This window comes from Nocardioides nitrophenolicus, assembly GCF_016907515.1.
Taxonomy (GTDB): domain Bacteria; phylum Actinomycetota; class Actinomycetes; order Propionibacteriales; family Nocardioidaceae; genus Nocardioides; species Nocardioides nitrophenolicus.
This window is the reverse complement of record NZ_JAFBBY010000001.1, coordinates 2,204,836-2,229,505: the sequence shown is the minus strand read 5'-3', so window position 1 is coordinate 2,229,505 and position 24,670 is coordinate 2,204,836. Positions and strand designations below refer to the sequence as shown.

The window sequence follows — 24,670 nt, the reverse complement described above, 5'->3', positions numbered from 1 at the left end:
GAGCAGCGTGGCACGCAGAGCAGCAGTCGTGGTCCCGGATCTCTCGGGCAGGCGAGCGGTCGTGACCGGCGCCAGTGACGGCATGGGCCTGGTGATCGCGACCCGGCTGGCCGCGGCGGGGGCCGAGATGATCCTGCCGGTCCGCAACGAGCGCAAGGGGGCTGCCGCCGCGGCCGCGATCCGCCGGCAGGTGCCGTCGGCCCGGGTCCGCACGAGTGCGATGGACCTGTCGTCCCTGCGCTCCGTCGCCCGGTTCGGACAGGAGCTGGCCGACGAGGGCGCACCGATCCATCTCCTCGTCAACAACGCCGGCGTGATGACGCCCCCGGAGCGACAGGTGACCGAGGACGGGTTCGAGCTGCAGCTCGGGACGAATCACCTCGGCCACGTCGCCCTCGTGGCGCACCTGCTCCCCCTGCTGCGCGAGGGGCGCGCACGGGTCGTGTCCCAACTGAGCGTGGCCGCGCGCTCCGGGAGCATCAACTGGGACGACCTGAACTGGGAGACGTCCTACGACGCCATGAGGGCGTACCGGCAGTCCAAGATCGCCCTCGGCCTCTTCGGTCTCGAGCTGCAGCGGCGCAGTTCCGCCGGAGGCTGGGGCATCAGCAGCCTGATCGCCCACCCGGGCGTCGCCCCCACCAGCCTGCTCTCCGCCCGCCCCGAGCTCGGCCGCGAGCGGGCCGCCTCCGGGCGCGGGCTGATCGCGCTGCTGTCGCGGGTCGGGCTGGTCGGCACCGTGGAGTCGGCGGGTCTCTCCGCGCTCTACGCCGCCACCTCGCCCCACGCCGAGGGTGGTCGCTTCTACGGTCCCCGGCGCCCCGGCGGCATGGCCGGCCCACCCGGCGAGCTGAGCGTGTGGCGTCCGCTGGTCACCGAGGACGCGACCCGGATGTGGGAGGTCTCGGAGCGGCTCTCCGGGGTCACCCTCTGACTGTCTCCCCGTGCCTTCGCCCGAGTGGGAATCGCCGATCTGCGGCCGGTCTGATGCCGACGGCGGCCGGGTGTCCGCGCGAAGCCCACACCGGTACCTGCGCTGACCCGGCAGAAACTGGCCCAGGATTTCGGCCGACCCGGCAGAAACTGGCCCGGGTTCGTGGCCGACCCGGCAGAAAGTTGCATACGAGGCGAGCTACTTTCTGCCGGGTCGGCGCGAAACCGGGGCTACATTCTGCCGGGTCGGCGCGTCAGTCGCCGGGCGCCGCGGAGGCGGGCGACCCGGCTTCACCCGGCCCCGGCATGAGGCACACTCTCCGAGCGGTGACCCGGCGGCAGCAGGCCGTCGTGTGGACGGTCTCTCGAGAGCGGGGAAGCGATGAAGCGGGATGTGATCGCCGGAGTGGTGGCGGTGGTCGTCGCCGCGGTCGCCACGGCGGTGGCGGCCGGCATCTTCGACCGACCCGACCGACCCGACCGCCCGAGCGCCGCAGGAGAGGAGCCCGCCATGACCCCGCCCGAGCGCCTGTCGCCGAGCTTCAGCGACGGCGGCAACGCCAGGGTCGCCTCCTTCCAGGGCGTCGCGGACGCACTGCGCGCCGTGGAGTCCTTCACGGTGCTGGTGGTCGCCGGGGCCTCGCGCGACGAGGTGGCGCGGATCCTGCGCGTCGACCTGAGCAGGCCGGTGCGCGTCGACGACCTGTGGGACGAGGACGTCGACCACACCGGCTGGGCGCTGATCGACGTGGCCGGCGGCGTCCTCGCCGTGGAGCCTTCGGGGTACGGCGACCCGGCGCTGGACACCCTGCGCGAGCTGTCGGCCGATGGGCGGGCGGCGGCGGTGCTGCGCGACAACATCCAGGCCCACGAGCGGTTCGGGGCTGCCCGTGACGGTGAGCTGCTCTTCGATGACGACGAGTTCATGTACATCGAGGACCCTGCGGTCGTACCCGCCGAGCTGCGGGATCTCTTCGACCTGGTGTGGGACGACCTCGAGGGCGAGACCGACGTCGATGCCGTTGTGGATTCCACCGCGGTGTCCTTGGCGATGGCGGAGGTGGTCACCGGGCTCACGGTGACCGCGGCGGACCTGACCGCGGTCAGCGAGGCGCCGTACTTCTGGGGCCCCAGCCTGGTGTATGCCGGCTCGCTCGACGAGTGAGCGCGCGGGGGCCGTCGGCGGTGGCGGAGAAGCACCGCCACCGCCGACGGGGTTGAGGATCGGGACGACGAAGATGTGGGGATCTCCGGTCGCCTGTGCGTCCCCGCCTCCGAGGGCACCTCGAAGAGGACAGCATCGTGCCCGACCCGGGACGGCCGGCGTGGGGGAATCCTCCGTGGGGACGGGGAAATGACACCCGTTCGGGGGGCAGGCGGCGACACTAGTCCGCCGTCAACGCGCTGCGCACCTGTGCGGCGATCGAGTCCGGGTCGGTGCTGCCGGCGACGACCACGACGGTGGTCGTGACGCCGCCGCGGGGACCGGCCGGGGCGGCCAGGCGGTCGCGTACGTCGTCGAAGGCCCGCTCCAGCTCGGCTCGGGCCTGGTGGTCCTGGGTGTCGCCGCGCAGCCAGCGGCGCAGCACGTAGTTGTGGGCGGTGACGACGGCGGAGGCGTACTGCTCGTCGTGGTGGGCGGCGGCGAAGCCGTCGTCGCCGGCGTGGGCGTGCAGGGCGGTGCGGAACAGGTGGACGTACTCCTGGGTGCCGACGAGCTCGCGGATCTGGAGGGCGGGGACGGTGCGGGTGAGCGTGTAGCGCTGGCGGGCGCGCTGGCCCTCGGCGAGGTAGTGGGCGAACACGAAGCGGGCGGCGTCGAGGACGGCCTGGTGGATCTCGTCGGGGTCGGCGGCGTGCAGCCGCGCGGACAGCTCGGCCAGGAGCTCGTCGTGCGGGGGGAAGACGGCGTCCTCCTTCGCGCGGAACTTGCGGAAGAAGGTGGTGCGACCGACGCCGGCGGCGGCGGCGATGTCGTCGACGGTGGTCGCGTCGAAGCCGCGGGCGGTGAACAGGTCGAAGGCTGCGGTCCTGATGCGTTCCTCGGCGGGCGTGCTCACGATGCAGACCCTCCCATCCTGGTATTGAGTACCGCGATATGGTACTCAATACCCAAACGAGAAGTGCTCGTGGCTGAGACGGAGGCATCCCGTGGCGAACTACCCGTGGTTCATCACCTCGCCCGGCTGGGGCTGGGCGCACGACGGCGCCCAGATCCAGCGCGTACCCACGCGGGAGAGCCACGCGAAGGCGCTGGGCCAGTCGCGGACGGCGTGCGGGCTGGAGTGCGCGGCCTGGACCAGGTTCTGGCACCTGCCCTACCAGCCGGGCCGGGTCGGTCGCTCCTGTGCCGACTGCGACGCGGTCCTCCGGGTGCGGCCCAAGGCGCCGGTCGGGGCCCGTCCCCGGGTCTGAGGGCCGGCCGCTGTCGGAGTCCACAGTGGCCGGGCGGTCGGGCGTGGCCTCCGGCCACCGGAGTCGGCACGCTCGCTGCCGTGCCTTCCGAGACCGACGACACCGTCCTGACCGCGACCTCCCGGGTCCGCGTCGTCGACGGCGCCCACAACCTGCGTGACCTGGGCGGCCTGGCCACCCTCGACGGTCGTCGGGTCCGCCGGGGCCGGGTGTTCCGCGGCGACTATCCCGGCTTCGCGCACGCCGATCCCGATGCGTACGCCGAGCTCGGGCTGAGGACGGTCGTCGACCTGCGGCGGGGGACCGAGGCGGCGGTGGAGTGCGTGGACTGGGCCGCCCTGGGGGTGGCTCACCGGCGCTGGCCGCTCACCGCGGGCCGGGAGGACTCGTGGCACGCGCGCTACCCGGCGTACCTGTCCCGGCGGCCGGAGACGGTGGTAGGGGCGGTGCGCGAGGCGATGCGTCCCGCCGGGCATCCGGTGCTCTTCCACTGCGCGGCGGGCAAGGACCGCACCGGCGTCGTGGCGGCGCTGCTGCTCGCGCTGCTCGGGGTGGCGGAGGAGGACATCGTCGCGGACTACCTGCTGTCCGCCGCCAGCGTGGGCCCGGTGCTGGCCCGGCTGACCACCATGGACCTCTATGCCGCGATGCTGGCCGACAGTGGGGTCGACGACCAGGCGCCGCGCGCGGAGTACCTCCGGTCCCTGCTGACCTGGCTCGCGGACGAGGGTGGCGCCGAGGCGTGGCTGGTGCGCCACGGCGTACCGACGGAGGAGATCGTCGCCTTCCGGACCGCGCTCCTGGAGGGCTGACGGGTGAGGCAACTCTCTTGCTTAAACGGTCATACCATTCTAATCTCGGAGCAATGTGACCGTCGTCTCGCGCGCCGAGAGGGAGATTCCATGGCTGCCCCGACCCCACCCTCGGCCGACCCGCGCCAGCGCTTCGAGGAGCTCAACCGCCGCTACGCCGTGGAGCTGCGCCTCTCCGCCGTGTCCGCCGGCGGGGGCGGCATCGGTGGGCTGGTCACGGCGGTCGCCGAGCTGACGGCCAACCCGATCTGGCTGATCGACCCGCAGCGGCGCGTGGTCTCCCGCTCGGCGCGGGCGCGCGGCTCCGACTTCCGCCCGCCCGAGGTCGACGAGCTGCTGGCACACCACGGTCCCGCCGACCTCTCGGGCGCCCAGCCGCTGCTGGTCGCGGCCCAGCCGGCCCGGGGCGTCGTACGCCGCCACCTGCTGATGCCGGTGCGCCGCGACGACTGCCTGTTCGCCTGGCTGGTGATGGCCGAGGTCTCCGGCCGCCTCACGCGCGAGGACTCCGCGCTGGTGGGCCGCGCGGCCTTCCACCTCGCGAGCGAGTACGCCGTCCAGCGCCGGGTCGCGCGCGCCTCCTGGAACGCGCGTGCCACCCTGGCCCGCCAGCTGGTCCGCGGGCACACCCGCGACGACGACATCGCCGACGCGGCGGAGTACCTCGGCGTCCAGGCGGACGCCGACCGGGTGCTCGTCTACGTCTCCGACGTCGTCGGCGCCCAGCCGAGCGACGAGGCCCACGACGAGGAGAGCCTGTCCGCGCTGGTCGCGGTCGACCTCGGCGTGGAGGTGCTCGCGACCCGGGGGCGCGAGGGCATGATCCTGCTCGTCGAGGTGCCCGACGGCCAGGCCGCCGTGGCGTTCGTGCACCGGGTCAAGCAGGCCATGCGCCGGCTGCTCGCCGCCATCGGCCAACCGGACGCCACCGTCGGCGTCTCGGGCGTGACCCGACCCGCCGCACTCCAGCGCGCCTACCGAGAGACGCGGGAGGTGGTGCTCTGCGTCGACCGCTTCGCCCGGACCTCGGAGCGGGTGATCGCCGTCGACGACCTCGGTCCCGCCCGCCTCTTCGTCGCGAACGGCGACCTCGGAGCCGTCCGCCGCTACGTGCAGGACGTCATCGGCGCGCTGCTCGACGGCGGCCCCGGCACCGCCGACCTGCTGCGGACCCTGCAGTGCTTCTTCGACACCGGCCGCAGCGTCCGCGAGTCCGCCGCGCGGCTCGGCATCCACGAGAACACCGTGCGCCTGCGGATGGCGAAGGTGCACGACCTGACCGGGCTGGACGTGGCCTCCGACGCCAACGACCAGCTCTCCGCCCAGACCGCGCTGCTCGTACTGCGCCTGGAGGGCCACCCCGCGATCCCGGCGTTCGACGAGCGCCACGGCTTCACCGACGACACCGAACGAGGGAAGGACACCGCATGAGGCGCCGAGCACTGGTGACCGGAGCAGGCCGCGAGGGCGGCATCGGACAGGCGATCGTGAGCCGCCTGAGCGACGACGGCTTCGAGGTCGTGACGCTCGACAAGGAGCCCGGCTGCACCTGGCAGGTCGACATCGCCCGCGACGAGCTCCCCGACTTCGGCGAGATCGACGTCTACGTCGCCAATGCCGCGATCACCACCCTGTTCGGCGCCGCGCACACCTTCTCGATGGACAAGTGGCAGCTCGACCTCGACATCAACCTGACCGGCACCTTCCGGGTTCTCCAGCAGTGCCTGGCCGGCATGCGCGAGCGCGGCTACGGCCGGATCGTCGTCATCTCCAGCACCTCCGGCACCCAGGGCATGCCGGCCCAGGTGTCGTACGCGACCTCGAAGGCCGGGCTGATCGGCATGGTGAAGACCGTCGCCGCCGAGAACGTGCGCACCGGCGTCACGGCGAACTGCGTACTGCCCGGCATGACCGCCTCCTCCGGCATCCTCGGCATGCCCGAGGAGATCAAGGACGCTTGGCTCGAGAGCCTGCCCAACGGCTTCGTCGACCCGGCCGACATCGCCAACGGGGTGGCCTTCTTCGCCAGCGAGACGTCCGGCATGGTGACCGGCCAGCTGCTCACCGTCGACGGCGGCGACGAGCTGAACACCCGCTCGGTCACCGCCTCGGTGGCCCGCCGCTGATGCGCGGGCTGGTCGTCCCGCGGACCACGGGGCCCGACGCCGTCGAGCTGCGCGAGGACCTGCCCGAGCCCGAAGGCGCCCACCCGTGGGCCCACGGCGAGCGGCTGCTGGTGGAGGTGCGCGCGGCCGCGGTCGCCTTCCCGGACCTGCTGCAGAGCCGGGGTGCGTACCAGCACGGCACCCCGGCGCCGTACGTCACCGGGGGTGAGTACGCCGGCGTCGTCCTCGAGGCGCCGCCCGGCTCCCGGTTCCGTACCGGCGACCGGGTGGCCGGGTTGAGCGTGTGGGGCGCGGCCGCCGAGCGGGTGCTGGCGATCCCGCGCTACACGGTCCGGCTGCCGGCGACGATGTCGTGGGCGGACGGCGCGGCCTTCTTCCTGAACTACGCCACCGCCTGGTTCACCCTGCACCGTGCGGGCTTCGCGGACGGCGAGTCGGTGCTGGTGCACGGCGCCGCCGGCGGCGTCGGCACCGCGACCCTCGACCTGCTGCGCGGGCGCGCCGCGCCCTCGATCGCGGTGGTCTCCTCCGAGGCCAAGGCAGCGGTCGCCGCGGAGTGCGGAGCCGAGGTGGTGCTGCGCACCGACGACGCCTGGGCCCAGCAGTGCCGCGACCTGACCGGCCACGGCGTGGACGTCGTCGTCGACCCCGTCGGCGGCGGCCGGTTCACCGACTCGCTGCGCGCGCTCGACACCGGCGGCCGCCTCATGGTGGTCGGCTTCGCCGAGGGCGCGATCCCGGAGGTCAAGGTCAACCGGCTGCTGCTGCGCAACCTCAGCGTCGTCGGGGTGGCCCTCGACCCCTGGGAGCAGCGCTTCCCCGGCTACGCGCCCGAGCTGGTCGCCGGCCTCGAGGCCGCGGCGGATCAGGGCCGGGTCCGTCCGTACGTCGGCCACCGGCTCGAGCTCGGCGAGGCCCGTGACGCGCTGGGGATCCTGGACCGGCGGGAGGCGCACGGGAAGGTCGTCATCGACATCGCCGGGGCGGCTCGGGGGTGAGCCTGGGGATCCACGGGCGCTGTAACACGCTGTTCGCTGTGGTTGCGGATGCCGATCGGCTGTAACACGCAGTCCGCCGTCCTCACGTACCCGTGTCGTCTGTACGAGACCCGCACAGACCGGGTTTCGCGACGGATCGGGTGCGGTAGGTCCGCGGACTGCGTGTTACAGCGCCGGCTGGTCCGCTAGGTCCGCGGACTGCGTGTTACAGCGCAGCCTGGTCCGGTAGGTCCGCGGACTCCGTGTTACAGCACCTGGCGAGCCGCGAGCCCCGGGCGATCAGAGCAGCAGCACCCCACCGTCGACGGGGACGCCGACACCGGTGACGTACGCCGCGGCGTCGGACGCGAGGAACACCGCGGTGCTGGCGATCTCGACCGGGTCGCCGAGCCGGCCGGCGGGGACCCGGGCGTCGATGATGGCCTGCTGGTAGCGGGGGCTGTAGTTCGCGGTGGCCTCGGTGAGGAAGACGCCGGGGAGGATGGCGTTCACCCGGATGCCTCGCGGGCCCCACTGCGCGGCCAGGTCGCGGGTCAGGCCGAGGACGCCGGCCTTGGCCGCGCTGTAGCCGGCGGCCGGCATCTTCGCGGTGGTCACGGCCATCACGCTGGAGATGTTCACCACCGCGCCGCCCGCCGGCATCACCCGGCCGGCGGCCTGGGCCATCCAGTACGAGCCGAAGAGGTTCACGTCGACGACGGACCGGAAGTGCTCGGGCGGGTCCTCGGTGGCGGCGTTGTAGGCGCCGCCGATGCCGGCGTTGTTGACCAGGATGTCGCAGCCGCCGAGCTGGTCCACGGCGGCGGCGACGAGGCGGTCGCAGTGCTCGACGGAGGTCACGTCGGTCTCGACGGCGACGCAGCGGCGGCCCAGCCCCTCGACCAGGGCCCGGGTCTCGTCGAGCATCGCCAGCCGGCGCGCGCCGATCGCGACGTCGGCGCCGGCCGCGGCCATGCCTTGCGCGATGGCCACGCCGAGCCCGCTGGAGGCGCCGGTCACGACGGCCACCTTGCCGTCCAGCCGGAACCGGTCCTGCCAGGCGGCGGGGGCGTAGGGGGTCTGCGGAGTGGTCACCATGCCCGGAGTCTGGTCGGGCGGGTCCTCCCGATCGACCGTCGCGGACCCGCGTGCTGTGGGCCTCTCCAGCGCGAGGCGCACGAGCGCGTTGTGGTGGCCGGGGCAGGATCGCAGAGTGGAGGGCGTGCAGAGCATCGACCTCGACGAACTCCTCGATCGCGCGACCAGGGCCGCCCGGCGTCGTACGCCGGACGCGGAGCTGCGCGGGCTGCGGCGCCTGGAGGGCGGCGTGTCCAGCCTGACCTTCGCCTCGACGCTGGTCGGGGACCGGGAGGACCGGCCGGTGGTGCTGAAGGTGGCGCCGGCCGGCCTGGCGCCGGTCCGCAACCGGGACGTGCTGCGCCAGGCGCGCGTGCTGCGCGCGCTCGGGCGGCTGCCGGGGTTCCCGGTGCCGGACGTGCTGTTCGAGGACGCGGGCGACCCGCCCGACGTGCCGCCGCTGTTCGCGATGTCCCTGGCTCCGGGGGAGTCCTACGAGCCGCTGCTCGACGTCTCCGACGCGCCGCCGACCCCCGCGGACGTGGCCGAGCGGGTCCGGGTCGCGGCCCGCGCGCTGGCCACGCTGCAGTCCGTGCCGCCGCGACGGATCGGTCTCGGCGCCGAGCCGCCGGCCGCGGTCGACGACGAGCTGGAGCGCTGGCGCCGGCTCTTCGAGACCGTCGACGCGGACATCGCGCCCGGCCACGAGCGGCTCTACGCCCGCCTCGCCGAGCGGGTGCCCGCCGGCATCGAGCCCCGGCTGCTGCACGGCGACTACCGGCTGGCCAACATGCTCTTCGAGGGCCCGCGGCTCGCCGCCGTCATCGACTGGGAGATCTGGTCGGTGGGCGACCCGCGCTCCGACCTGGCCTGGCTGCTGATGCACCTCGCCCCGGCCCACGTCTTCCACGAGGACCGCCCGGCCGCCGATCGCGCGGCCGGGTCACTGCTCCCGACGCGTGACCAGCTCTGGGACGAGTACGCCGGCGCCCGCCGCGCGCTGGGCGCCGCGGACCACGAGCTCGCGGCGACGGCCGCGGACCTGGACTGGTTCCTCGGCGTGTGCTGCTACAAGACGGCGTCCACGATCGCGGTGATCTGGAAGCGGGAGCGCAAGCTGGCGAGCCCGGACCCGAAGCTGGTGACCGCCGCCCGGCACCTGCACGAGGTGCTGGCGGCCGGTCACGCCGTGCTGGACCGGACCTCGACCACGACCTTGCCGACCGCCGTCCGCTCGTCGAGCGCGGCGAGCGCGTCGGCCGCCCGCTCCAGCGGGTAGACCGCGCCGATCGCCGGCGTGAGGCGGCCCTCGTCGAGCAGCTTCTGCACACCGAGGCGCACCCGGTCGAGGGTGCCCGGGTGCTCGGTCTCCATCACGTCCATGGTGATGCCGGTGAGGGTGAGATTGCGCAGCAGCAGCCGGTTCATCCGGAGCTCGGGGATCGAGCCGCCGGCGAACCCGACGATCACGCCGCGTCCGCCGATCCGCAGCGAGCGCACGGTGTCGAGGAAGCCGTCCCCGCCCACCATGTCGACGAAGACCTCGACCCCGCGCCCGCCGGTGAGCTCGCGCACCTGGGTCAGCCAGTCGCCGTCGCTGCGCACGACGTGGGTCGCGCCCGCGGTCCGGGCCATCTCCTCCTTGGCGGCGCTGGACACCAGCGCGATCGTGGAGACGCCGAAGGCGGGCCCGAGGTCGAGCACGCAGGTGCCGACGCCGCCCGCCGCGCCGGTCACCAGCACGGTCTCACCCTCGCGGGCGCCGGCGCGGTCGAGGGCGTACCAGGCGGTGGCGTAGTTCATGTAGATGCCGGCGCCCTCGGCGTACGACATCGAGTCGGGGATCTTGACCACGAAGTCGTCGAGGGCGAGCGCCTGCTCGGCCATCGCGCCCTGCCAGACGATGCCGGAGATCCGGTCGCCCACCTCCAGCCACGAGTCCGCCGGCGCCTCCGCGACCACGCCGGAGACCTCCGATCCGCACACGTACGGCGCGGGGACCCCGCCCTGGTAGCGGCCCCAGGTCTGCAGCGGATCGATGAAGGACAGCCCGACGGCGTGGACGTCCACCAGGACCCGGCGACCGCCGGCTCGGGGATGGGCGCCGACGGGTGCGGGCACGTCCTTCAGTACGGCGGAACGGGGCCCGTCGAGGGTCTCGACGACAACGGCACGCATGGCTCTCTCCAAGGTCGGGGGGTCGGGGGGATCAGTCGAAGTAGGCGAAGAGGGACTCGGCGACGCACGCCGGCCGGTCCTGTCCCTCGATCTCGAAGGTCTGCCGCGCACGGAACTTCGAGCCGCCCTCCAGCGGCTCGGCGGCGACCAGGTCCAGGGTCATCCGCAGCCGGGAGCCGACCTTGACCGGCGTGATCCAGCGGACCTTGTCGTAGCCGTAGTTGAGGGCGAGGGAGTGACCGTTCATCTCGAGGATCTCGTACTGGAACCGGGGGCCCAGCGACAGCGTGAACAGCCCGTGCGCGATGGTCACCCCGAACGGGGAGGCGGCGGCGCGGACCGGGTCGACGTGGATCCGCTCCCAGTCCTCGGTCGCGTCCGCGAACGCCTGGATCCGCTGCTGGGTGATCTCGTGCCATCCGCTGGTGCCGAGCCGCTCGCCCACCAGGGCGCGCAGCTCGTCGACGCTGCTCAGGGTTCTCATGGCGCCATCGTCACCGGCTGCGTCGCGGGCCGCGACGAGCGTCGTACGCCGGGCTGGAGAACTCCACACCGCCCGCGCGCCGCTCCGACCGGCTCGGGGCCGGCGCGGACCTAGCGTCGGCCACCCGGCGCCCGGTCCGCGGGCCCCACGACAGGAGACGACATGGACTGGTCCGTCCCGGAGGACGTCACGACGTTCCTCGCCGACCTCGACGACTTCATCGACACCCGGATCAAGCCGATCGAGGAGGCCAACCCGGAGTACTTCGACCACCGCCGCGAGTTCTCGCGCACCGACGTGGAGCGCGGTGGCATCCCCACCCGGCGCTGGCGCGAGATCATGCACGAGGCGCGGGTGCTGGCCGACCAGGCCGGCTTCTACCGCTATCCGCTGCCGAAGGAGCTCGGCGGCCAGGACGGCAGCAATGTCGCGATGGCGCTGATCCGCGAGCACCTCGCCCGGCGCGGTCCCGGCCTCCACGCGGAGCTGAGCCACGAGGCGTCGATGGTCGCCAACGTGCCGCTCGCGCTGGTGCTGCACGAGTACGGCACGCCCGAGCAGAAGGAGCAGTACCTCGAGCGGCTGGTCTCCGGCGACATGGAGATGGCGTTCGGGCTGACCGAGCCGAACCACGGCAGCGACGCGACCTGGCTGGAGACCCGCGCCGTCCGCGACGGCGACGACTGGGTGATCACCGGCGCCAAGCGGTGGAACAGCGTGGTCGACGTCTCGGAGGTCGACCTCGTCTTCGCCCGCACCAGCGGGGAGGACGGCAAGGCCGAGGGCATCTCGGCGTTCCTGGTGCCGACCGACGCGCCGGGCTTCGAGGTCCCGTTCTACTGGTGGACCTTCAACATGCCGACCGACCACGCCGAGGTCCGGCTGGACGGCGTGCGGGTGGCGGCGTCGGCGATGGTCGGCGAGGAGGGCCGGGGCCTGGACTGCGCCCAGCTCTTCGTCCACGAGAACCGGATCCGGCAGGCCGCCAGCTCGCTGGGCGCCGCCCAGTTCTGCATCGACCGGTCGGTGGCCTACACCGAGGATCGCACCCTGTTCGGCAAGGCGATGCGCGACTACCAGGGTGTCCAGTGGCAGTTGGTCGAGCTGCAGACCGAGGCCGAGCTGGTCCGCAACACGATCATGAAGGTGGCCTGGGAGATGGACGTGCACGGCAAGACGGCCGTCAGCGACAAGGTCGCGATGGTCAACGTGCGCGGCAACCGGCTGGCGTGCGACGCGGCGGACCGGGCGATGCAGGTGCACGGTGGCGTGGGCTACAGCCGGCACTACCCGTTCGAGCACATCTACCGCCACCACCGGCGCTACCGGATCACCGAGGGCTCCGACGAGCTGCAGTACCGCCGGATCGCCGCCGGCATGTGGACCTTCGGCTCCGCCTGAATCCGCCGATTGGCCGCTGCTGCGCGCCACCAGCTGGGCACGTTGGCTGCGTTGCCGACGCTCGTAAGACGCCCAGTCTGGCTTCGCGCCGGACGCCTTGCCACCGCACCCATCTGATGGCGCTCGCGACGCGGCGAATCGGCGGATTCAGGTCGCTGAGCCAGGGTCGGGGCCGGCGCCGGTCATGCCCCGCAGGACCAGGTCCATGATCACCTCCGCGACGCCCGGCGCCGCGAGGGTGCGGTCGGGCCAGGTGGCGACCGAGAAGAGCAGGCCGAGGCAGCCCTGGGTGGTCGCGGCGAGCACCGCGGCGTCGAGCTCGGGCCGGGCCCGGGAGACCAGCCGCTCCCAGGCGCGGGTGTACTGCCGCCGGCGCCGGGTGAAGGCGGCCGCCCAGGGATCGACGAGGGAGCGGACCTCGCGTTGGTACAGCGTGACCAGCGGCCGGTTGGCGAGGGCGAAGTCGACGTGATGACGCAGCGCCCGCTCCAGGTCGGCCATCGGGTCGACGTCGACCGGCCGGGTCGCGGCCAGGAGCTCGTCCATGGCCTCGTCGAGCAGCTTGGCGAGGATCTCGTCCTTGCCGGAGAAGTAGCGGTAGAGCGACGGGCCGCTGAGGCCGGCCCGGGTCCCGAGCTCGTCCATGCCGACCCCGTGGAAGCCCTTCTCGTGGAAGGCCAGGGCCGCGGCGTCGAGGATCCGTCGGTCACGCGGCACCAGCGCAGGCTACCATCGGACGGAACGATCGTTCACGCCGTCGTGCGCCCGTGAGCGCGCCGACGAGGCAGGTGGGTTCCATGGAGTCCGGTAACGCGGCATCGCAACGACGGCGCGCCGCCCTCGTCGAGCGGGGGCGGGCCGCGCACGCCGCCGCGGTCGACCTGCTCCGCCGCCTGGGCGCGCTGCGCCGCGACGACGACGCGGCCGAGCTGGCGCGGCCGCCGGCGGCGGAGCCACGGGTGCTCGACGGCCAGCTCGCGATCGCTGGCGGCATCCTGCGGGAGTGCCTGGTCGCGCCGGGCCGGGTCGCGCGGGCCGAGGAGGTGGCCGACGTGGGCCGGGTGCTGCACGAGATCTATGCCGTGCGCTTCGGCATCCACGACCACCTCGGGCAGGAGCGGCTGCGCCGCCTGGACCGACTGGACCAGGGCTTGGCGGCGCTGCGCTCGGTCACCGACCAGGACGAGCTGCTCGAGCGGGTCTGCGAGGCCGCGGCCGGCGCGGGCGGCTTCGAGCGGGTGATGCTCTCGCGCGTCGACGACGAGACCTGGCAGCCGTGGCGCAGCTGGTCGGGCACGATCGGCGACGCGGAGCTGGCCTTCCGCGACTGGATCCGCGAGGTGCCCGCGATCGAGCTCTCGCGGCTGCTGCTCGAGAGCGAGCTCGTCGAGCGCCGCGAGCCGGCGCTCGTCGCCCGGGCCGAGGGCGATCCCCGCGTCTACGCGCCGATGGCGCGGGCGGCCGGGCTGACGTCGTACGTCGCGGCGCCGATCATCGCGGGCGAGCGGGTGATCGGCCTGCTCCACGCCGACAACCGGGGCGCCGAGATGGTCGACCTGGACCGCGACATCCTGTGGTCCTTCGCCCTCGGCTTCGCCCAGGCCTTCGAGCGTGCGGTGCTGCTCGACCGGCTGCGGGAGCAGCGCGCGCAGGTCCTGGAGGCGATGCGGAGCGTCGAGCTGGTGCTCGACGAGCTGGCGACCAGCACGGTGGAGCTGGTGACGCGCAACGAGACCACGGCCGTCGGCGTGAGCCGGTCGCGGGCGGGCGACCCGGCCGCGGGGGAGCGCTCGCGGGTGCTCGAGGAGCTGCTCACCGGTCGCGAGCTGGAGGTGCTGGCGCTGATGGCGACCGGTGCGACCAACGAGCGGATCGCCCACCGGCTGGTGATCGCGACCGGCACGGTGAAGTCCCACGTCAAGCAGATCCTGCGCAAGCTGCGGGTGGAGAACCGGGCCGAGGCCATCTCCCAGTACCTGCGCCTCACCATCGGCTCGCACGACGACTGAGCCGCACGCCCCGGCAGCGGACACCCGTTGCCTATTCGGTCTGACCATTGTAATGTCATGACCAGTCTTGGCGACGTCCGTCACGCCGCCGATCCGATCCAGACCACCCCGAGGAGCTGCCATGGCGCTCGCCACGGTGCACGACCGCTACAGCGACGACGAGATCGCGCGCTTCTACGACCAGGGCCTCTGGACGCGGGACACGCTCTTCGACCTGGTCGAGCAGCAGGCGGCGGCGCGACCGGACAAGGTGTTCGGGACCGACGCGTCGACCTCCCTCACGTACGCCGAGCTGCGCGACCGCGCGCGGGCGCTGGCCGTCGGCCTGCGGCGGCGTGGGGTCGGCCCGGGGGACCGGGTCGTGGTGCAGCTGCCGAGCTGGACCGAGTTCTTCGTCATCGCCGCGGCGGTCGCCCGGATCGGGGCGGTGCTGGTTCCGGTGATGCCGATCTACCGTGACGACGAGGTCGGCTTCATCGTCGAGACCTCCGGCGCCAAGGTCGCCTTCACCGCGCTGAGCTATCGCCGGTTCGACCACGCGCGGATGTTCACCGGTCTCGCCGCCGCGAGCCCGACCCTGGAGACGGTGGTCGTGCTGCGTCCCGACGCGGACCTGCCGCCCGGCGCGGTCGCGTACGAGGACCTCCCGGTCGACCTCGACCCCGACGCCGCCGACGCCGAGCTCGGCGCGGGCGTCGGCCCGGACGAGCCGTTCGTGATCGTGTTCAGCTCCGGGACCACCTCGCGGCCCAAGGGCTGCCTCCACACCTTCAACACGATGGCCTGCGGCGCGCGCCTGCTCGGCCGCGGCTGGGCCTACACCGAGGACGACGTGCAGTTCGGTCCCTCGCCGGTGACCCACACGACGGGCCTGGTGACCAGCTACCTGCTGCCGCTCGTCCACGGCGCCGCCTCCCACCTGATGGAGCAGTGGGAGCCGAAGGAGGGCCTCGAGCGGATCAGGAGGTTCGGCTGCACGGCGTGCGTCAGCGCGACCACCTTCCTGCAGATGGTCCTCGACGTCTACGACCCGGCCGTCCACGACGCCGGCACCATGCGCTTCTGGACCTCGGCGGGTGCGCCGATCCCGGCCAGCTTCGTCGAGACCGCCCGCGCCACGCTGCCGGACATGGCGGTGCTCAGCCTCTACGGCCGCACCGAGAACATCACCACGACGATGTGCACCATCGACGACGACCCGGCGCGCTCGCTGTCCTCCGACGGCCGGGCGCTGCCGCTGCAGGAGGTGCGGATCGTCGACGAGCGGGGCGAGGAGCTGCCCCGCGGCGAGGAGGGCGACATCGCCTACCGCGGCGCGATGAACTGCCTGGAGTACATCGGCGAGCCCGAGCTGACCGCGGCCGGCTACACGGCCGACGGCTTCCACCTGTCCGGCGACCTCGGGCGGATGGACGAGGACGGCTACGTCCGGGTCACCGGGCGGACCAAGGACATCGTGATCCGCGGTGGCATGAACATCAGCGTGCGCCAGGTCGAGGACGAGCTGACCGCGCACCCGGCCGTGGCCGCGGTCGCCCTGGTCGGCATGCCCGACCGCTACCTGGGCGAGCGGGTCTGCTGCTACCTGGTGCTCCGCGAGGGTCACGCCGAGCTCACCCTCGACGAGATCCGTGGCTACCTGCTCGACCGAGGGCTGGCCATCCAGAAGGTGCCGGAGCGGGTCGAGCTGGTCACCGAGCTGCCGATGACCGCGACCGGCAAGGTGCAGAAGCACGTGCTGCGCGCGGACATCGCGGCCAAGCTGGCCCAGGCGGGGGTGGCCTGATGGACCTCGCCGACGCTCCTGACGAGGCGGCCTTCCGCGCCCGCGTGCGGGCCTGGCTCGCCGAGAGCCTCCCGAAGCTGCCCTGGCCGGAGCCGGCCGGGCTCGAGGCCAAGGTGCCGTTCTGGCGGCAGTGGCAGCGGATGCTGTACGACGCCGGCCTGGCCGGGCTGACCTGGCCGGTCGCGTACGGCGGCCAGGGCCTCGACGAGCGGATGCGCGCGGTGTTCGGCGAGGAGTGCGACCGGGCGGGTGCGCCGGAGCGGCTCAACATCATCGGCGAGGACTTCTGCGGCCCGACCATCGCCCACTTCGGCACGGAGCGGCAGAAGGAGCGGCTGCTGGAGCCGATCCTCACCGGCGAGGAGATCTGGTGCCAGCTCTTCTCCGAGCCGGGCGCCGGCTCGGACCTCGCCAGCCTGCGGACCAAGGCGGTCAAGGTCGACGGCGGCTGGCGGGTGACCGGCCAGAAGATCTGGACCAGCCGCGCGCAGATCGCGGCGCACGCCATCCTGCTCGCCCGCACCGGCGGCAGCGACCCCGCGAAGGCGCGGCACCGGGGGATCACCTTCTTCCTGCTGCCGATGGACAGCGCGGGCGTGACCGTCCGCCCGCTGCAGCACATGCTGGGCGAGGCGGAGTTCAACGAGGTCTTCCTCGACGACGTGTTCGTCCCCGACGACTGCGTGGTCGGCGAGGTCGACGACGGCTGGCGGGTCACCATGGGCACCCTGGCCTTCGAGCGGGTCGCCATCGCCACCGGCCGGGTGAACACGACCAAGGCGGTCGCCGACATCGTCGCCGACGTGCGGAAGATGTCCGACGCGTCGGGGCGTCCGCTGGGCGCCGACCCGGCGGTGCGCCAGCGGGTCGCCGACCTGTGGGGCCGGGCGCTCATCCACCGCACGATCGGTCAGCGGGTGATCACCGGCGCGGCGGCCGGCGCCCCGCCGGGACCGGTGACGTCGATCGGCAAGCTCTACTTCTGCCCCCTGGTCGAGGACCTCGCCGACTTCCGGCTCTCCCTCGCCCCGCTGGGCGGGCAGTTCGACCTCGACGAGGACGACGACGAGCTGGCCGCGACCCGGTCCTGGCTCCGGCTCGCCAACCAGGGCCGGGGGACCGCGATCGCCGGCGGCTCGACGTACATCCAGCGCAACATCGCCGCCGAGCGGATCCTCGGCATGCCCCGGGCCTGACCCGAAGGAGGCAACGACATGTCCTATGTGTGGCGGCCGGACGCCGACTACCTCGAGAGCTCGAACGTCGCGCGGCTGATGCGCACCCTCGGCGTCGACTCGGCCGACGCCCTGCGGGCCCGCTCGGTCGAGGACATCGGCGCGTTCTGGGGCGCGGTGGTCGACGACCTCGACATCGCCTTCCACCGTCCGTTCACGGCGGTCGTCGACCAGAGCCGCGGCGCGAAGTGGACGGACTGGTTCGTCGGCGGCGGGCTGAACGCGGCCGACGCCTGTCTCGGCGTCTGGGCCGAGCGCACCCCCGACGCGGTCGCCGTCGTCCACGAGGCCGAGGACGGCACGGTGACCCGGCTGACCTACGCCGAGCTCGCCGACCGGGTCGCGCGGGTGCGCGGCGGGCTGCGCGCGCGGGGGATCGGCAAGGGCGACGCGGTGGCGATCTACCTCCCGATGACGCCCGAGGCCGTGGTGGCGACGTACGCCGTCGCGAGTCTCGGGGCGATGCTCGTCCCGCTGTTCTCGGGGTTCGCCGCGCCGGCGATCGCCAGCCGGGTGCAGGACGCCGCGGCCAGGGCGGTGATCACCGCCGACGGCACGGTGCGGCGCCGCAAGCAGGCCCTGATGCTGCCCGCGCTGCGCGCCGCGCTCGCCCAGTGCCCCAGTGTCGAGACCGTCGTCGTGGTCGAGAACCTCGGCGAGTCGGTCGCGCTCGCGGAGAGCGAGGTGGCCTGGGCCGACCTGCTGGCCGGCGCGCCCGATCCCGCGGTGGAGCCGACCGACGCGGGCGACGTGCTGCTGCTCGCCTACACGTCCGGCACCACCGGCAAGCCGAAGGGCGCGGTCCACACCCACGCCGGCTTCGTCACCAAGACCGCCTCGGAGGTGGCCTACGGCTTCGAGATGGCGCCGGGGCGCACCTTCTGCTGGATCACCGACATGGGCTGGATCATGGGCCCGCTGTCGATCTTCGGCACCCACGGCACCGGCGGCACCCTGCTGCTCTACGAGGGCTCGCCCGACGTACCCGACACCGGCCGGCTGTGGGACCTGGTCGAGCGCCATCGGGTGTCGATGCTCGGCGTCAGCCCGACGCTGATCCGGACCCTGCGCGCCGCCGGCGAGCTGCCGGCCGCCGACCTGAGCAGCGTGCGGGTGCTCGGCTCCACGGGCGAGCCCTGGGACCCGGAGTCCTACGAGTGGCTGGCCCGCGACGTCTTCGGCAGCCGGGTCCCGGTCATCAACTTCTCCGGCGGCACCGAGGTCGGCGGCTCGTTCCTGTGCCCCTACCCGGTCGAGGAGATCCGCAGCTGCTCACTCGGCGGCCCGGCGCTCGGGATGGACGTCGACGTCGTCGACGACGCCGCCCGCTCGGTGCGCGGCGAGATCGGCGAGCTGGTCTGCCGCCAGCCGTGGCCCTCGATGACCCGCGGCATCTGGAACGACGACGCCGAGGGCTCGCGCTACCACGACGCCTACTGGTCGACCTTCGACGGCCTGTGGCGCCACGGTGACTTCGCGCTCGTCGACGACCAGGGCGACTGGTTCATCCTGGGCCGCTCCGACGACGTCATGAACGTCGCCGGCAAGCGGGTCGCCCCGGCCGAGATCGAGTCGGTCGTGGCTGTCGACGCCGACGTCGCCGAGTCGGCGGTGGTCGGCATCCCCGACGCCACCAAGGGCGAGGCGGTGTGGGTCTTCTACGTCCCCCGCGACGGCGCGGCCGACCCGGCGACGGTCGCGGGCCGAGTCCGCGGCCTGGTCGCCGACGGGGTCGGCAAGCCGTTCGCGCCCAGCCAGGTGGTGCGGGTGGAGCGGCTGCCGAAGACCCGCTCGGCCAAGATCCTGCGTCGCGCGATCCGGGCGGCGGTCCTCGACGCGGACCCGGGCGACCTGTCCGGCGCCGAGAACCCGCAGGCCGTCGACGAGATCCGGGAGCTCGTGAAGGACCTGCGATGAGGCCCCGGCCGGCGCCTCGGCCTCAGTCGCCGGGGACGTCGATCTCGGTGCGCTCCTCCACCTCGAGCACCGCCGAGGCGTACTCGTGCACGTGCCGCGTCATCCGTCGTACGGCGGCCGCGGCGTCGCGCTTGCGGATCGCCTCGGTGATGCTGCGGTGGGCGCGGACCGTGGTCTGGCGCACCGAGGCGTCGATGAAGCCCTGGTTGTCGGTGGCGGCGTAGATGGCTCGCGACAGGGCGCCCATGAAGCCGGTGAGCAGCTCGTTGTGGGAGGCGACGGCGACGGCGACGTGCCAGTCGACGTTGGCCTGCAGGAAGTCGGCCAGCGAGCCCTCGGCCGCGATCGCGGCGTTCGCCCGGTCCAGCGCCTCGAGGTCGGCGTCGGTGCGGTACTTGGCGGCGAGCTGGGCGCACGCCGGCTCGACGGCCTCGCGGGTCTCGAGCAGCGCGGCCAGGCGCACCTGGCGGCCGCGGATCAGCAGGCTGACGGTGCTCGCGATCGACTCCTCGCCGGGCCGCTGGACGAAGGCGCCGCCGGCGCGTCCGGTGCGGATCTGGACCAGGCCCTGCACCTCGAGGATGCGCAGCGCCTCGCGGACGGTGGTGCGGCTCATCCGGGTCTGCGCGACCAGCTCGCGCTCCGGCGGCAGGGCCGTGCCCTCGGGGAACTCGCCGCGCAGGATGCGCTCGCGCAGGTCGTCGGCCAGCACGTCGGAGGCCTTGGGCACCTGCATCGGCGTCAGCTGGACGGGGTGCCGGATGCTGCCCGAGGTGGCGCCCGTGGAGTCAGTCATGTGTTCCCGTTCCTTCGCGGCTCAGTCCGCTCCTTTGGTCATACCCAAACTAACAGTCGGAACGTCTGGCCGTGGTGTTCCCGCGCCTCGCCGACTGGACGAACACACAGTGGAAAGGCAGTGCCATGCAGTGGAAGTTCTCTGAGGAGCAGGAGGCCTACCGCGAGGCCCTGCGTGGCTGGCTCGGTGACGTCGCCGGCTCGGAGCAGGTGCGCGGCTGGCTCGGTGTCGACGGCGGTACGCCGGACCCCGGCCCGTTCGAGCAGCGGCTGGTCGCCGACGGGATGGCCGGGGTCGGCATCGACGAGGAGCTCGGCGGCCAGGGCGGCGGCCCGGTCGAGCTGGCCATCACCGCCGAGGAGCTGGCCCGCGCCGCGGCGCCCGGCTCGGCGTGGTTGGCGACCGTGCTCGCCGTACCGGCGCTCGCGGGTCGCGCCGACCTGGCCACGGCGGCACTGGAGGGCGGCCACGCGGCGCTGGTGGTCGCCGCCGAGTCGCAGCCGGACGGGCCCACGACGGTGGTGGTCGACGACGCCGGCCGGCTCTCGGGAGCGGTCCCGCGCGTGCTGGGCGCCGACCGGGCCGCGCTGCTGGTGGTTCCCGCGACCGGGCCCCACGGACTCGGCCTCTACGCGATCGCGGCCGCGGCCGACGGGGTGGCGCTGACCCCGCACCGCCTGCTCGACCGGTCCCGGTCGGTCGCCGACGTACGGCTCGACGGGGTCGCGGGGGAGCTGCTCGACGTGGACCCGGGCGCCGTGCTCGCCCACGTCGCCGACCTCGCCGGCGTGCTGGTCGCGGCCGACGCCCTGGGCGCGATGGAGCGGATGCTCGAGCTCGCGGTGGAGTACAGCGGGCAGCGCCACCAGTTCGGCGTACCGATCGGCTCCTTCCAGGCGGTCAAGCACGCCGCCGCGACCATTCTGGTCGACGTCGAGGCGGGTCGCTCCGGCGTCTACTACGCCGCGGCCTCGGTCGCCGGCGGCGACGCGGAGCGGGCGCTGCACGCCGCCGCGGTCAAGGCCCAGGTCGGCGCCGCGGCCGGCCGGGCGGCCGACGACGCCCTCACCATGCACGGCGCGATCGGCTACACGTGGGAGCACGACCTGCACCTGTACTTCAAGCGCGCCCGGCTCGACGAGCAGCTGTTCGGCGCCGCCGCGGCCTGGAACGAGCGGATCGCGGACCGGCTCGCGCTGGTCTAGTTATTGGTCGTACCATTTGTTATAGTCGATCCATTAGCCCACCGATCAGGACGGACCCGACCGTGGATTTCGAACTCACCGAGGACCAGCAGACGATCCGCAAGGCCGTCGCCGAGCTGGCCGCCCGGTTCGACGACCAGTACTGGATGGACAAGGACGCGGACCACGAGTTCCCGACCGAGTTCTACGACGCCTTCGCTGAGGGCGGCTGGCTCGGCATCACCACGCCCGAGGAGTACGGCGGTCACGGCTTCGGCATCACCGAGGCGTCGATCCTGCTCGAGGAGGTCGCCGCGTCGGGAGCCGGCATGAACGGCGCCAGCTCGATGCACCTGTCCATCTTCGGGATGCACCCGGTGATCGTGCACGGCTCCGAGGAGATGAAGCGGGAGAACCTGCCGCGCATCGTCAACGGTGACCTGCACGTCTGCTTCGGCGTCACCGAGCCGGGCGCCGGCCTCGACACCACCCGGATCACGACCTTCGCCAGGCGCGACGGCTCCGACTACGTCGTCAACGGGCGCAAGGTGTGGATCTCCAAGGCCGTGGAGTCGGAGAAGATCCTGCTGCTCACCCGCACCGCCAAGTTCGAGGACTCGCCCAGGAAGACCGAGGGACTCACCCTCTTCCTCACCGACCTCGACCGCGCCCACGTCGACATCCGGCCGATCAAGAAGATGGGCCGCAACGCGATCACCTCCAACGAGCTGTTCATCGACGACCTCCGGATCCCGGAGGAGCACCGGATCGGCGAGGAGGGCCAGGGCTTCAAGTACATCCTCGACGGCCTCAACCCCGAGCGGATGCTGGTGGCAGCCGAGGCGCTCGGCATCGGCCGCGCCGCGCTGCGGCGCGGGGTGCGCTACGCCAACGAGCGCGAGGTGTTCGGCCGCCCGATCGGGATGAACCAGGGCCTGCAGTTCCCGCTGGCCGACTCGCTCGCCCGGCTCGACGCCGCCGAGCTGGTGCTGCGCAAGGCGACCTGGGCCTACGACAACGGACTGCCGTGCGCGCGCGAGGCCAACATGGCCAAGTACCTGTGCGCCGACGCCGGCTTCCAGGCCGCGGACCGCGCGCTGCAGACCCACGGCGGCATGGGCTACTCCGAGGAGTACCACGTGGCCCGCTACTTCCGGGAGGCGCGACTGACCCGGATCGCGCCGCTCTCCCAGGAGATGGTGCTCAACTACCTGGGCGAGCACGTGCTCGGCCTGCCGAGGAGCTACTGATGACCGGCCCCTTCGACCTCACCGGCCGCGCCGCCCTGCTGACCGGCGCCGGCAACGGGATCGGCGCCGCCGTGGCCCGGGCCTATGCGCGCGCCGGCGCCGCGGTGCTGGTGACCGACCTCGTCGAGGACGCCGCCGCTGCGGTCGCCGCCGAGATCGTGGCCGCCGGAGGCCGCGCCGAGTCGGCCGCCCTCGACGTCCGCGACGCCGAGGGCGCGAGCGCCGCCGCGGAGCGGGCGGCCGGCCTGGCCGGCGGCACCCTGCACGTCGTGGTCAACAACGCCGGTGCCATCGCCCCCGCGATGTTCGCCAAGATGGACCGCGACTCCTTCGACTTGGTGGTCGGCGTCCACCTCGGCGGCACCTTCACCGTCAGCCAGGCCGCGCTGCCGCATCTCGCGACCGACGGGACCGGCCGGATCATCAACGTCACCTCCGCCGCCGGCCTGGTCGGCACCATCGGCCAGGTCAACTACAGCGCCGCGAAGTCGGGGATCATCGGCGTCACCAAGTCGCTGGCCAAGGAGCTGGCCCGCAAGCAGATCACCGTCAACGCGGTCGCGCCGCTCGCCGCGACGAACATGACCGAGAACATCCGCAGCAACGAGAAGCTCGCCGAGCTGACCCTGGCGCGGATCCCGCTCGGCCGCTGGGCCGATCCCGACGAGATCGCGTCGACCTTCGTGTTCTTCGCGTCCGACGCGGCGTCGTACATCACCGGCCAGGTCCTGGCCGTCGACGGCGGGACGGTGATCTAGTCATGACTCCTCGGTCCTGGCCGGCTGCGCGGCGTTCGCCGGGCACCTGGACTGCGTTGTCCTCAGTCGCCGGGACTCCGTCCCGTCTCCTTCGTCCGCCTTGCCAGGCACTCCGGCGAACGCCGCTCGCTACGACCAGTACCAAGGAGGCATGACCATGGGTCTGCTCGGACGCGACGCATGGATCGTCGAGGCGCTGCGGACGCCGATGGGCAAGGCCCACCCGGAGCGCGGCTGGTTCCGCGACGTCCACCCCAACGTCATGCTCGGCGCCGTCTACCGCGCCCTGCTGGAGGCGACCGGCGTGGCGCCCGGTGACGTCGAGGACCTGGTCGTCGGCTGCACCGCACCCTTCGGCGAGCAGTCCCGCAATGTCGCGCGCAACGCCTGGCTCCAGGCCGGCTACCCCGCCGAGGTGCCGGCGACGGTCCTCGACCGTCGCTGCGGCTCGGCCCAGACCGCCGTCGAGATGGCTGCCGCGCTGATCGCCTCGGGCACCCACGACCTGGTCCTCGCCGGCGGCGTCGAGAACATGGGCCACGTCCCGATGGACGCGGTGGTCAGGATCGAGGAGCTGTACGGCGCCGCCTGGCCCGCGGAGCTCAAGGAGCTCTACGACTTCCCGACCATGGGCGAGAGCGCCGAGCGGATCGCCGAGCAGTGGGGGATCGGCCGCCGCGAGATGGACGAGTTCGCGGTGCGCTCGCACGCGCTGGCCGCGGCCGCGATCGAGGCGGGCCGGTTCGAGCGGGAGATCATCGCCATGGAGCTCGACGGCGAGGTGCGCACGAGCGACCAGAGCGTGCGCCCGGGCACCAGCCTGGAGAGCCTGGCCGGGCTGAAGACGATCTTCCGCCCCGAGACCGGTGTGGTCACCGCCGGCTCCTCCTCTCCGCTCACCGACGGCGCGGCCGGCGTCCTGCTGGCCTCCGACGACGCGGTCGCGCGGCACGGGCTCGCCAAGCGGGCCCGGGTGCTCGACCAGACCACGGTCGGCGTGGACCCGCTGATCATGCTGACCGGTCCGATCCCGGCGACCCGGCGGCTGCTCGAGCGCAACGGGATGACCATCGACGACATCGACCTGTTCGAGGTCAACGAGGCGTTCAGCTCGGTCGCCATCGCCTGGGAGCGCGAGCTGAAGCCGGACCCGGAACGGGTCAACGTCAACGGTGGCGCGATTGCGCTCGGGCACCCGGTGGGCGCCTCGGGCTCGCGGCTGTTCGCGACCCTGCTTGCCGAGATGGAGCGGCGCGACGTCGAGATCGGCCTGGTCACCATGTGCTGCGGCGGCGGCCTCGGCACGGCCACCCTGGTCCAGCGGGTCTGAGG

23 protein-coding genes are annotated in these 24,670 nt (G+C 73.1%); 17 read left to right on the top strand and 6 right to left on the bottom strand.

The window, feature by feature from the left end; genetic code table 11:
* The first annotated feature begins 7 nt into the window (after positions 1-7).
* Together JOD66_RS10850 and JOD66_RS10845 are read left to right on the top strand one after the other, a co-directional pair.
* Positions 8-934, top strand: a complete 927-nt coding sequence (locus JOD66_RS10850) for an SDR family oxidoreductase (RefSeq protein ID WP_204836885.1) — start codon at positions 8-10, stop codon at positions 932-934.
* A 381-nt stretch (positions 935-1,315) separates the two neighbouring features.
* Positions 1,316-2,098 carry a DUF6461 domain-containing protein gene (locus JOD66_RS10845; RefSeq protein ID WP_204836884.1) on the top strand — a complete coding sequence of 261 codons (783 nt, stop codon included), beginning with the start codon at positions 1,316-1,318 and terminating at the stop codon, positions 2,096-2,098.
* A gap of 220 nt (positions 2,099-2,318) precedes the next feature.
* Here the strand turns inward: JOD66_RS10845 and JOD66_RS10840 are convergent, their stop codons facing one another.
* Complete coding sequence (locus JOD66_RS10840; RefSeq protein ID WP_204836883.1) at positions 2,319-2,993, bottom strand: TetR family transcriptional regulator; 675 nt, start codon at positions 2,991-2,993, stop codon at positions 2,319-2,321.
* A gap of 91 nt (positions 2,994-3,084) precedes the next feature.
* On the opposite strand from JOD66_RS10840, the gene JOD66_RS10835 reads away from it, so the two are divergent.
* The 5 genes from JOD66_RS10835 to JOD66_RS10815 all read left to right on the top strand — a co-directional run bounded on the left by JOD66_RS10835 (position 3,085) and on the right by JOD66_RS10815 (position 7,284).
* A complete protein-coding gene (locus JOD66_RS10835) occupies positions 3,085-3,348 on the top strand; it encodes a hypothetical protein (protein WP_204836882.1) in 264 nt (87 codons plus the stop codon).
* Between the two features lie 80 nt (positions 3,349-3,428).
* Positions 3,429-4,160, top strand: a complete 732-nt coding sequence (locus JOD66_RS10830; protein ID WP_204836881.1) for a tyrosine-protein phosphatase — start codon at positions 3,429-3,431, stop codon at positions 4,158-4,160.
* Positions 4,161-4,250: 90 nt separating this feature from the next.
* Complete coding sequence (locus JOD66_RS10825) at positions 4,251-5,591, top strand: PucR family transcriptional regulator (RefSeq protein ID WP_204836880.1); 1,341 nt, start codon at positions 4,251-4,253, stop codon at positions 5,589-5,591.
* Positions 5,588-6,286 (top strand): SDR family oxidoreductase, encoded by a 699-nt coding sequence (locus JOD66_RS10820; RefSeq protein ID WP_204836879.1) that lies wholly within the window; start codon positions 5,588-5,590, stop codon positions 6,284-6,286. The genes JOD66_RS10825 and JOD66_RS10820 overlap by 4 nt, the downstream gene beginning before the upstream one ends.
* Positions 6,286-7,284 carry an NADPH:quinone oxidoreductase family protein gene (locus tag JOD66_RS10815; protein ID WP_204836878.1) on the top strand — a complete coding sequence of 333 codons (999 nt, stop codon included), beginning with the start codon at positions 6,286-6,288 and terminating at the stop codon, positions 7,282-7,284. The genes JOD66_RS10820 and JOD66_RS10815 overlap by 1 nt, the downstream gene beginning before the upstream one ends.
* Positions 7,285-7,563: 279 nt before the next feature.
* Here JOD66_RS10815 and JOD66_RS10810 read toward each other — a convergent pair whose 3' ends face one another.
* Positions 7,564-8,361 carry an SDR family NAD(P)-dependent oxidoreductase gene (locus JOD66_RS10810; RefSeq protein ID WP_204836877.1) on the bottom strand — a complete coding sequence of 266 codons (798 nt, stop codon included), beginning with the start codon at positions 8,359-8,361 and terminating at the stop codon, positions 7,564-7,566.
* Between the two features lie 124 nt (positions 8,362-8,485).
* Here JOD66_RS10810 and JOD66_RS10805 point away from each other — a divergent pair, with 124 nt between their 5' ends.
* Positions 8,486-9,619 (top strand): phosphotransferase family protein, encoded by a 1,134-nt coding sequence (locus JOD66_RS10805; RefSeq protein ID WP_204836876.1) that lies wholly within the window; start codon positions 8,486-8,488, stop codon positions 9,617-9,619.
* Here JOD66_RS10805 and JOD66_RS10800 read toward each other — a convergent pair.
* Together JOD66_RS10800 and JOD66_RS10795 are read right to left on the bottom strand one after the other, a co-directional pair.
* A complete protein-coding gene (locus JOD66_RS10800) occupies positions 9,523-10,518 on the bottom strand; it encodes an NADPH:quinone oxidoreductase family protein (protein WP_204836875.1) in 996 nt (331 codons plus the stop codon). The two genes, JOD66_RS10805 and JOD66_RS10800, sit on opposite strands and share 97 nt — an antisense overlap.
* A gap of 31 nt (positions 10,519-10,549) precedes the next feature.
* Entirely contained in the window at positions 10,550-11,002 is a 453-nt protein-coding gene (locus tag JOD66_RS10795) for a MaoC family dehydratase (RefSeq protein WP_204836874.1), read from the bottom strand.
* Positions 11,003-11,164: 162 nt separating this feature from the next.
* Here JOD66_RS10795 and JOD66_RS10790 point away from each other — a divergent pair, with 162 nt between their 5' ends.
* Complete coding sequence (locus tag JOD66_RS10790) at positions 11,165-12,403, top strand: acyl-CoA dehydrogenase family protein (protein ID WP_204836873.1); 1,239 nt, start codon at positions 11,165-11,167, stop codon at positions 12,401-12,403.
* 147 nt (positions 12,404-12,550) lie between these two features.
* Here JOD66_RS10790 and JOD66_RS10785 read toward each other — a convergent pair whose 3' ends face one another.
* Positions 12,551-13,120 carry a TetR/AcrR family transcriptional regulator gene (locus JOD66_RS10785; RefSeq protein WP_204836872.1) on the bottom strand — a complete coding sequence of 190 codons (570 nt, stop codon included), beginning with the start codon at positions 13,118-13,120 and terminating at the stop codon, positions 12,551-12,553.
* Positions 13,121-13,200: 80 nt separating this feature from the next.
* Between JOD66_RS10785 and JOD66_RS10780 the strand changes: the two genes are divergently transcribed.
* From JOD66_RS10780 to JOD66_RS10765, 4 genes are all read left to right on the top strand, one after another.
* Complete coding sequence (locus tag JOD66_RS10780; protein ID WP_204836871.1) at positions 13,201-14,412, top strand: LuxR C-terminal-related transcriptional regulator; 1,212 nt, start codon at positions 13,201-13,203, stop codon at positions 14,410-14,412.
* A 121-nt stretch (positions 14,413-14,533) separates the two neighbouring features.
* The gene (locus JOD66_RS10775) at positions 14,534-16,198 is read left to right on the top strand and encodes an AMP-binding protein (protein WP_204836870.1); all 1,665 of its coding nucleotides are present in this window, start codon (positions 14,534-14,536) and stop codon (positions 16,196-16,198) included.
* On the top strand, positions 16,198-17,394 hold the full coding sequence (locus tag JOD66_RS10770; protein ID WP_204836869.1) for an acyl-CoA dehydrogenase family protein: 1,197 nt from the start codon (positions 16,198-16,200) through the stop codon (positions 17,392-17,394). Before JOD66_RS10775 ends, JOD66_RS10770 begins: the two co-directional genes overlap by 1 nt.
* Before the next feature lie 18 nt (positions 17,395-17,412).
* Positions 17,413-19,350, top strand: a complete 1,938-nt coding sequence (locus JOD66_RS10765) for an AMP-binding protein (protein WP_204836868.1) — start codon at positions 17,413-17,415, stop codon at positions 19,348-19,350.
* Positions 19,351-19,372: 22 nt separating this feature from the next.
* Here the strand turns inward: JOD66_RS10765 and JOD66_RS10760 are convergent, their stop codons facing one another.
* Positions 19,373-20,146 carry a FadR/GntR family transcriptional regulator gene (locus tag JOD66_RS10760; RefSeq protein ID WP_204836867.1) on the bottom strand — a complete coding sequence of 258 codons (774 nt, stop codon included), beginning with the start codon at positions 20,144-20,146 and terminating at the stop codon, positions 19,373-19,375.
* A gap of 125 nt (positions 20,147-20,271) precedes the next feature.
* Between JOD66_RS10760 and JOD66_RS10755 the strand changes: the two genes are divergently transcribed.
* From JOD66_RS10755 to JOD66_RS10740, 4 genes are all read left to right on the top strand, one after another.
* The gene (locus JOD66_RS10755; protein WP_204836866.1) at positions 20,272-21,351 is read left to right on the top strand and encodes an acyl-CoA dehydrogenase family protein; all 1,080 of its coding nucleotides are present in this window, start codon (positions 20,272-20,274) and stop codon (positions 21,349-21,351) included.
* Between the two features lie 62 nt (positions 21,352-21,413).
* Positions 21,414-22,580: an acyl-CoA dehydrogenase family protein gene (locus JOD66_RS10750; RefSeq protein WP_204836865.1), complete on the top strand. Its 1,167-nt coding sequence runs from the start codon at positions 21,414-21,416 to the stop codon at positions 22,578-22,580.
* Positions 22,580-23,338: an SDR family oxidoreductase gene (locus JOD66_RS10745; RefSeq protein WP_204836864.1), complete on the top strand. Its 759-nt coding sequence runs from the start codon at positions 22,580-22,582 to the stop codon at positions 23,336-23,338. The genes JOD66_RS10750 and JOD66_RS10745 overlap by 1 nt, the downstream gene beginning before the upstream one ends.
* Before the next feature lie 157 nt (positions 23,339-23,495).
* Entirely contained in the window at positions 23,496-24,668 is a 1,173-nt protein-coding gene (locus JOD66_RS10740) for a thiolase family protein (RefSeq protein WP_204836863.1), read from the top strand.
* The last annotated feature ends 2 nt before the right edge of the window (positions 24,669-24,670 follow it).

Excerpts from the sequence above, each read along its gene's own strand:
- JOD66_RS10780 (WP_204836871.1), top strand. The coding sequence starts at position 13,201 with ATGGAGTCCGGTAACGCGGCATCGCAACGACGGCGCGCCGCCCTCGTC.
- JOD66_RS10815 (WP_204836878.1), top strand. The coding sequence starts at position 6,286 with ATGCGCGGGCTGGTCGTCCCGCGGACCACGGGGCCCGACGCCGTCGAG.
- JOD66_RS10770 (WP_204836869.1), top strand. The coding sequence starts at position 16,198 with ATGGACCTCGCCGACGCTCCTGACGAGGCGGCCTTCCGCGCCCGCGTG.
- JOD66_RS10845 (WP_204836884.1), top strand. The coding sequence starts at position 1,316 with ATGAAGCGGGATGTGATCGCCGGAGTGGTGGCGGTGGTCGTCGCCGCG.
- JOD66_RS10755 (WP_204836866.1), top strand. The coding sequence starts at position 20,272 with ATGCAGTGGAAGTTCTCTGAGGAGCAGGAGGCCTACCGCGAGGCCCTG.
- JOD66_RS10760 (WP_204836867.1), bottom strand. The coding sequence starts at position 20,146 with ATGACTGACTCCACGGGCGCCACCTCGGGCAGCATCCGGCACCCCGTC.
- JOD66_RS10800 (WP_204836875.1), bottom strand. The coding sequence starts at position 10,518 with ATGCGTGCCGTTGTCGTCGAGACCCTCGACGGGCCCCGTTCCGCCGTA.
- JOD66_RS10740 (WP_204836863.1), top strand. The coding sequence starts at position 23,496 with ATGGGTCTGCTCGGACGCGACGCATGGATCGTCGAGGCGCTGCGGACG.
- JOD66_RS10820 (WP_204836879.1), top strand. The coding sequence starts at position 5,588 with ATGAGGCGCCGAGCACTGGTGACCGGAGCAGGCCGCGAGGGCGGCATC.
- JOD66_RS10795 (WP_204836874.1), bottom strand. The coding sequence starts at position 11,002 with ATGAGAACCCTGAGCAGCGTCGACGAGCTGCGCGCCCTGGTGGGCGAG.
- JOD66_RS10745 (WP_204836864.1), top strand. The coding sequence starts at position 22,580 with ATGACCGGCCCCTTCGACCTCACCGGCCGCGCCGCCCTGCTGACCGGC.
- JOD66_RS10775 (WP_204836870.1), top strand. The coding sequence starts at position 14,534 with ATGGCGCTCGCCACGGTGCACGACCGCTACAGCGACGACGAGATCGCG.
- JOD66_RS10790 (WP_204836873.1), top strand. The coding sequence starts at position 11,165 with ATGGACTGGTCCGTCCCGGAGGACGTCACGACGTTCCTCGCCGACCTC.
- JOD66_RS10810 (WP_204836877.1), bottom strand. The coding sequence starts at position 8,361 with ATGGTGACCACTCCGCAGACCCCCTACGCCCCCGCCGCCTGGCAGGAC.
- JOD66_RS10765 (WP_204836868.1), top strand. The coding sequence starts at position 17,413 with ATGTCCTATGTGTGGCGGCCGGACGCCGACTACCTCGAGAGCTCGAAC.
- JOD66_RS10825 (WP_204836880.1), top strand. The coding sequence starts at position 4,251 with ATGGCTGCCCCGACCCCACCCTCGGCCGACCCGCGCCAGCGCTTCGAG.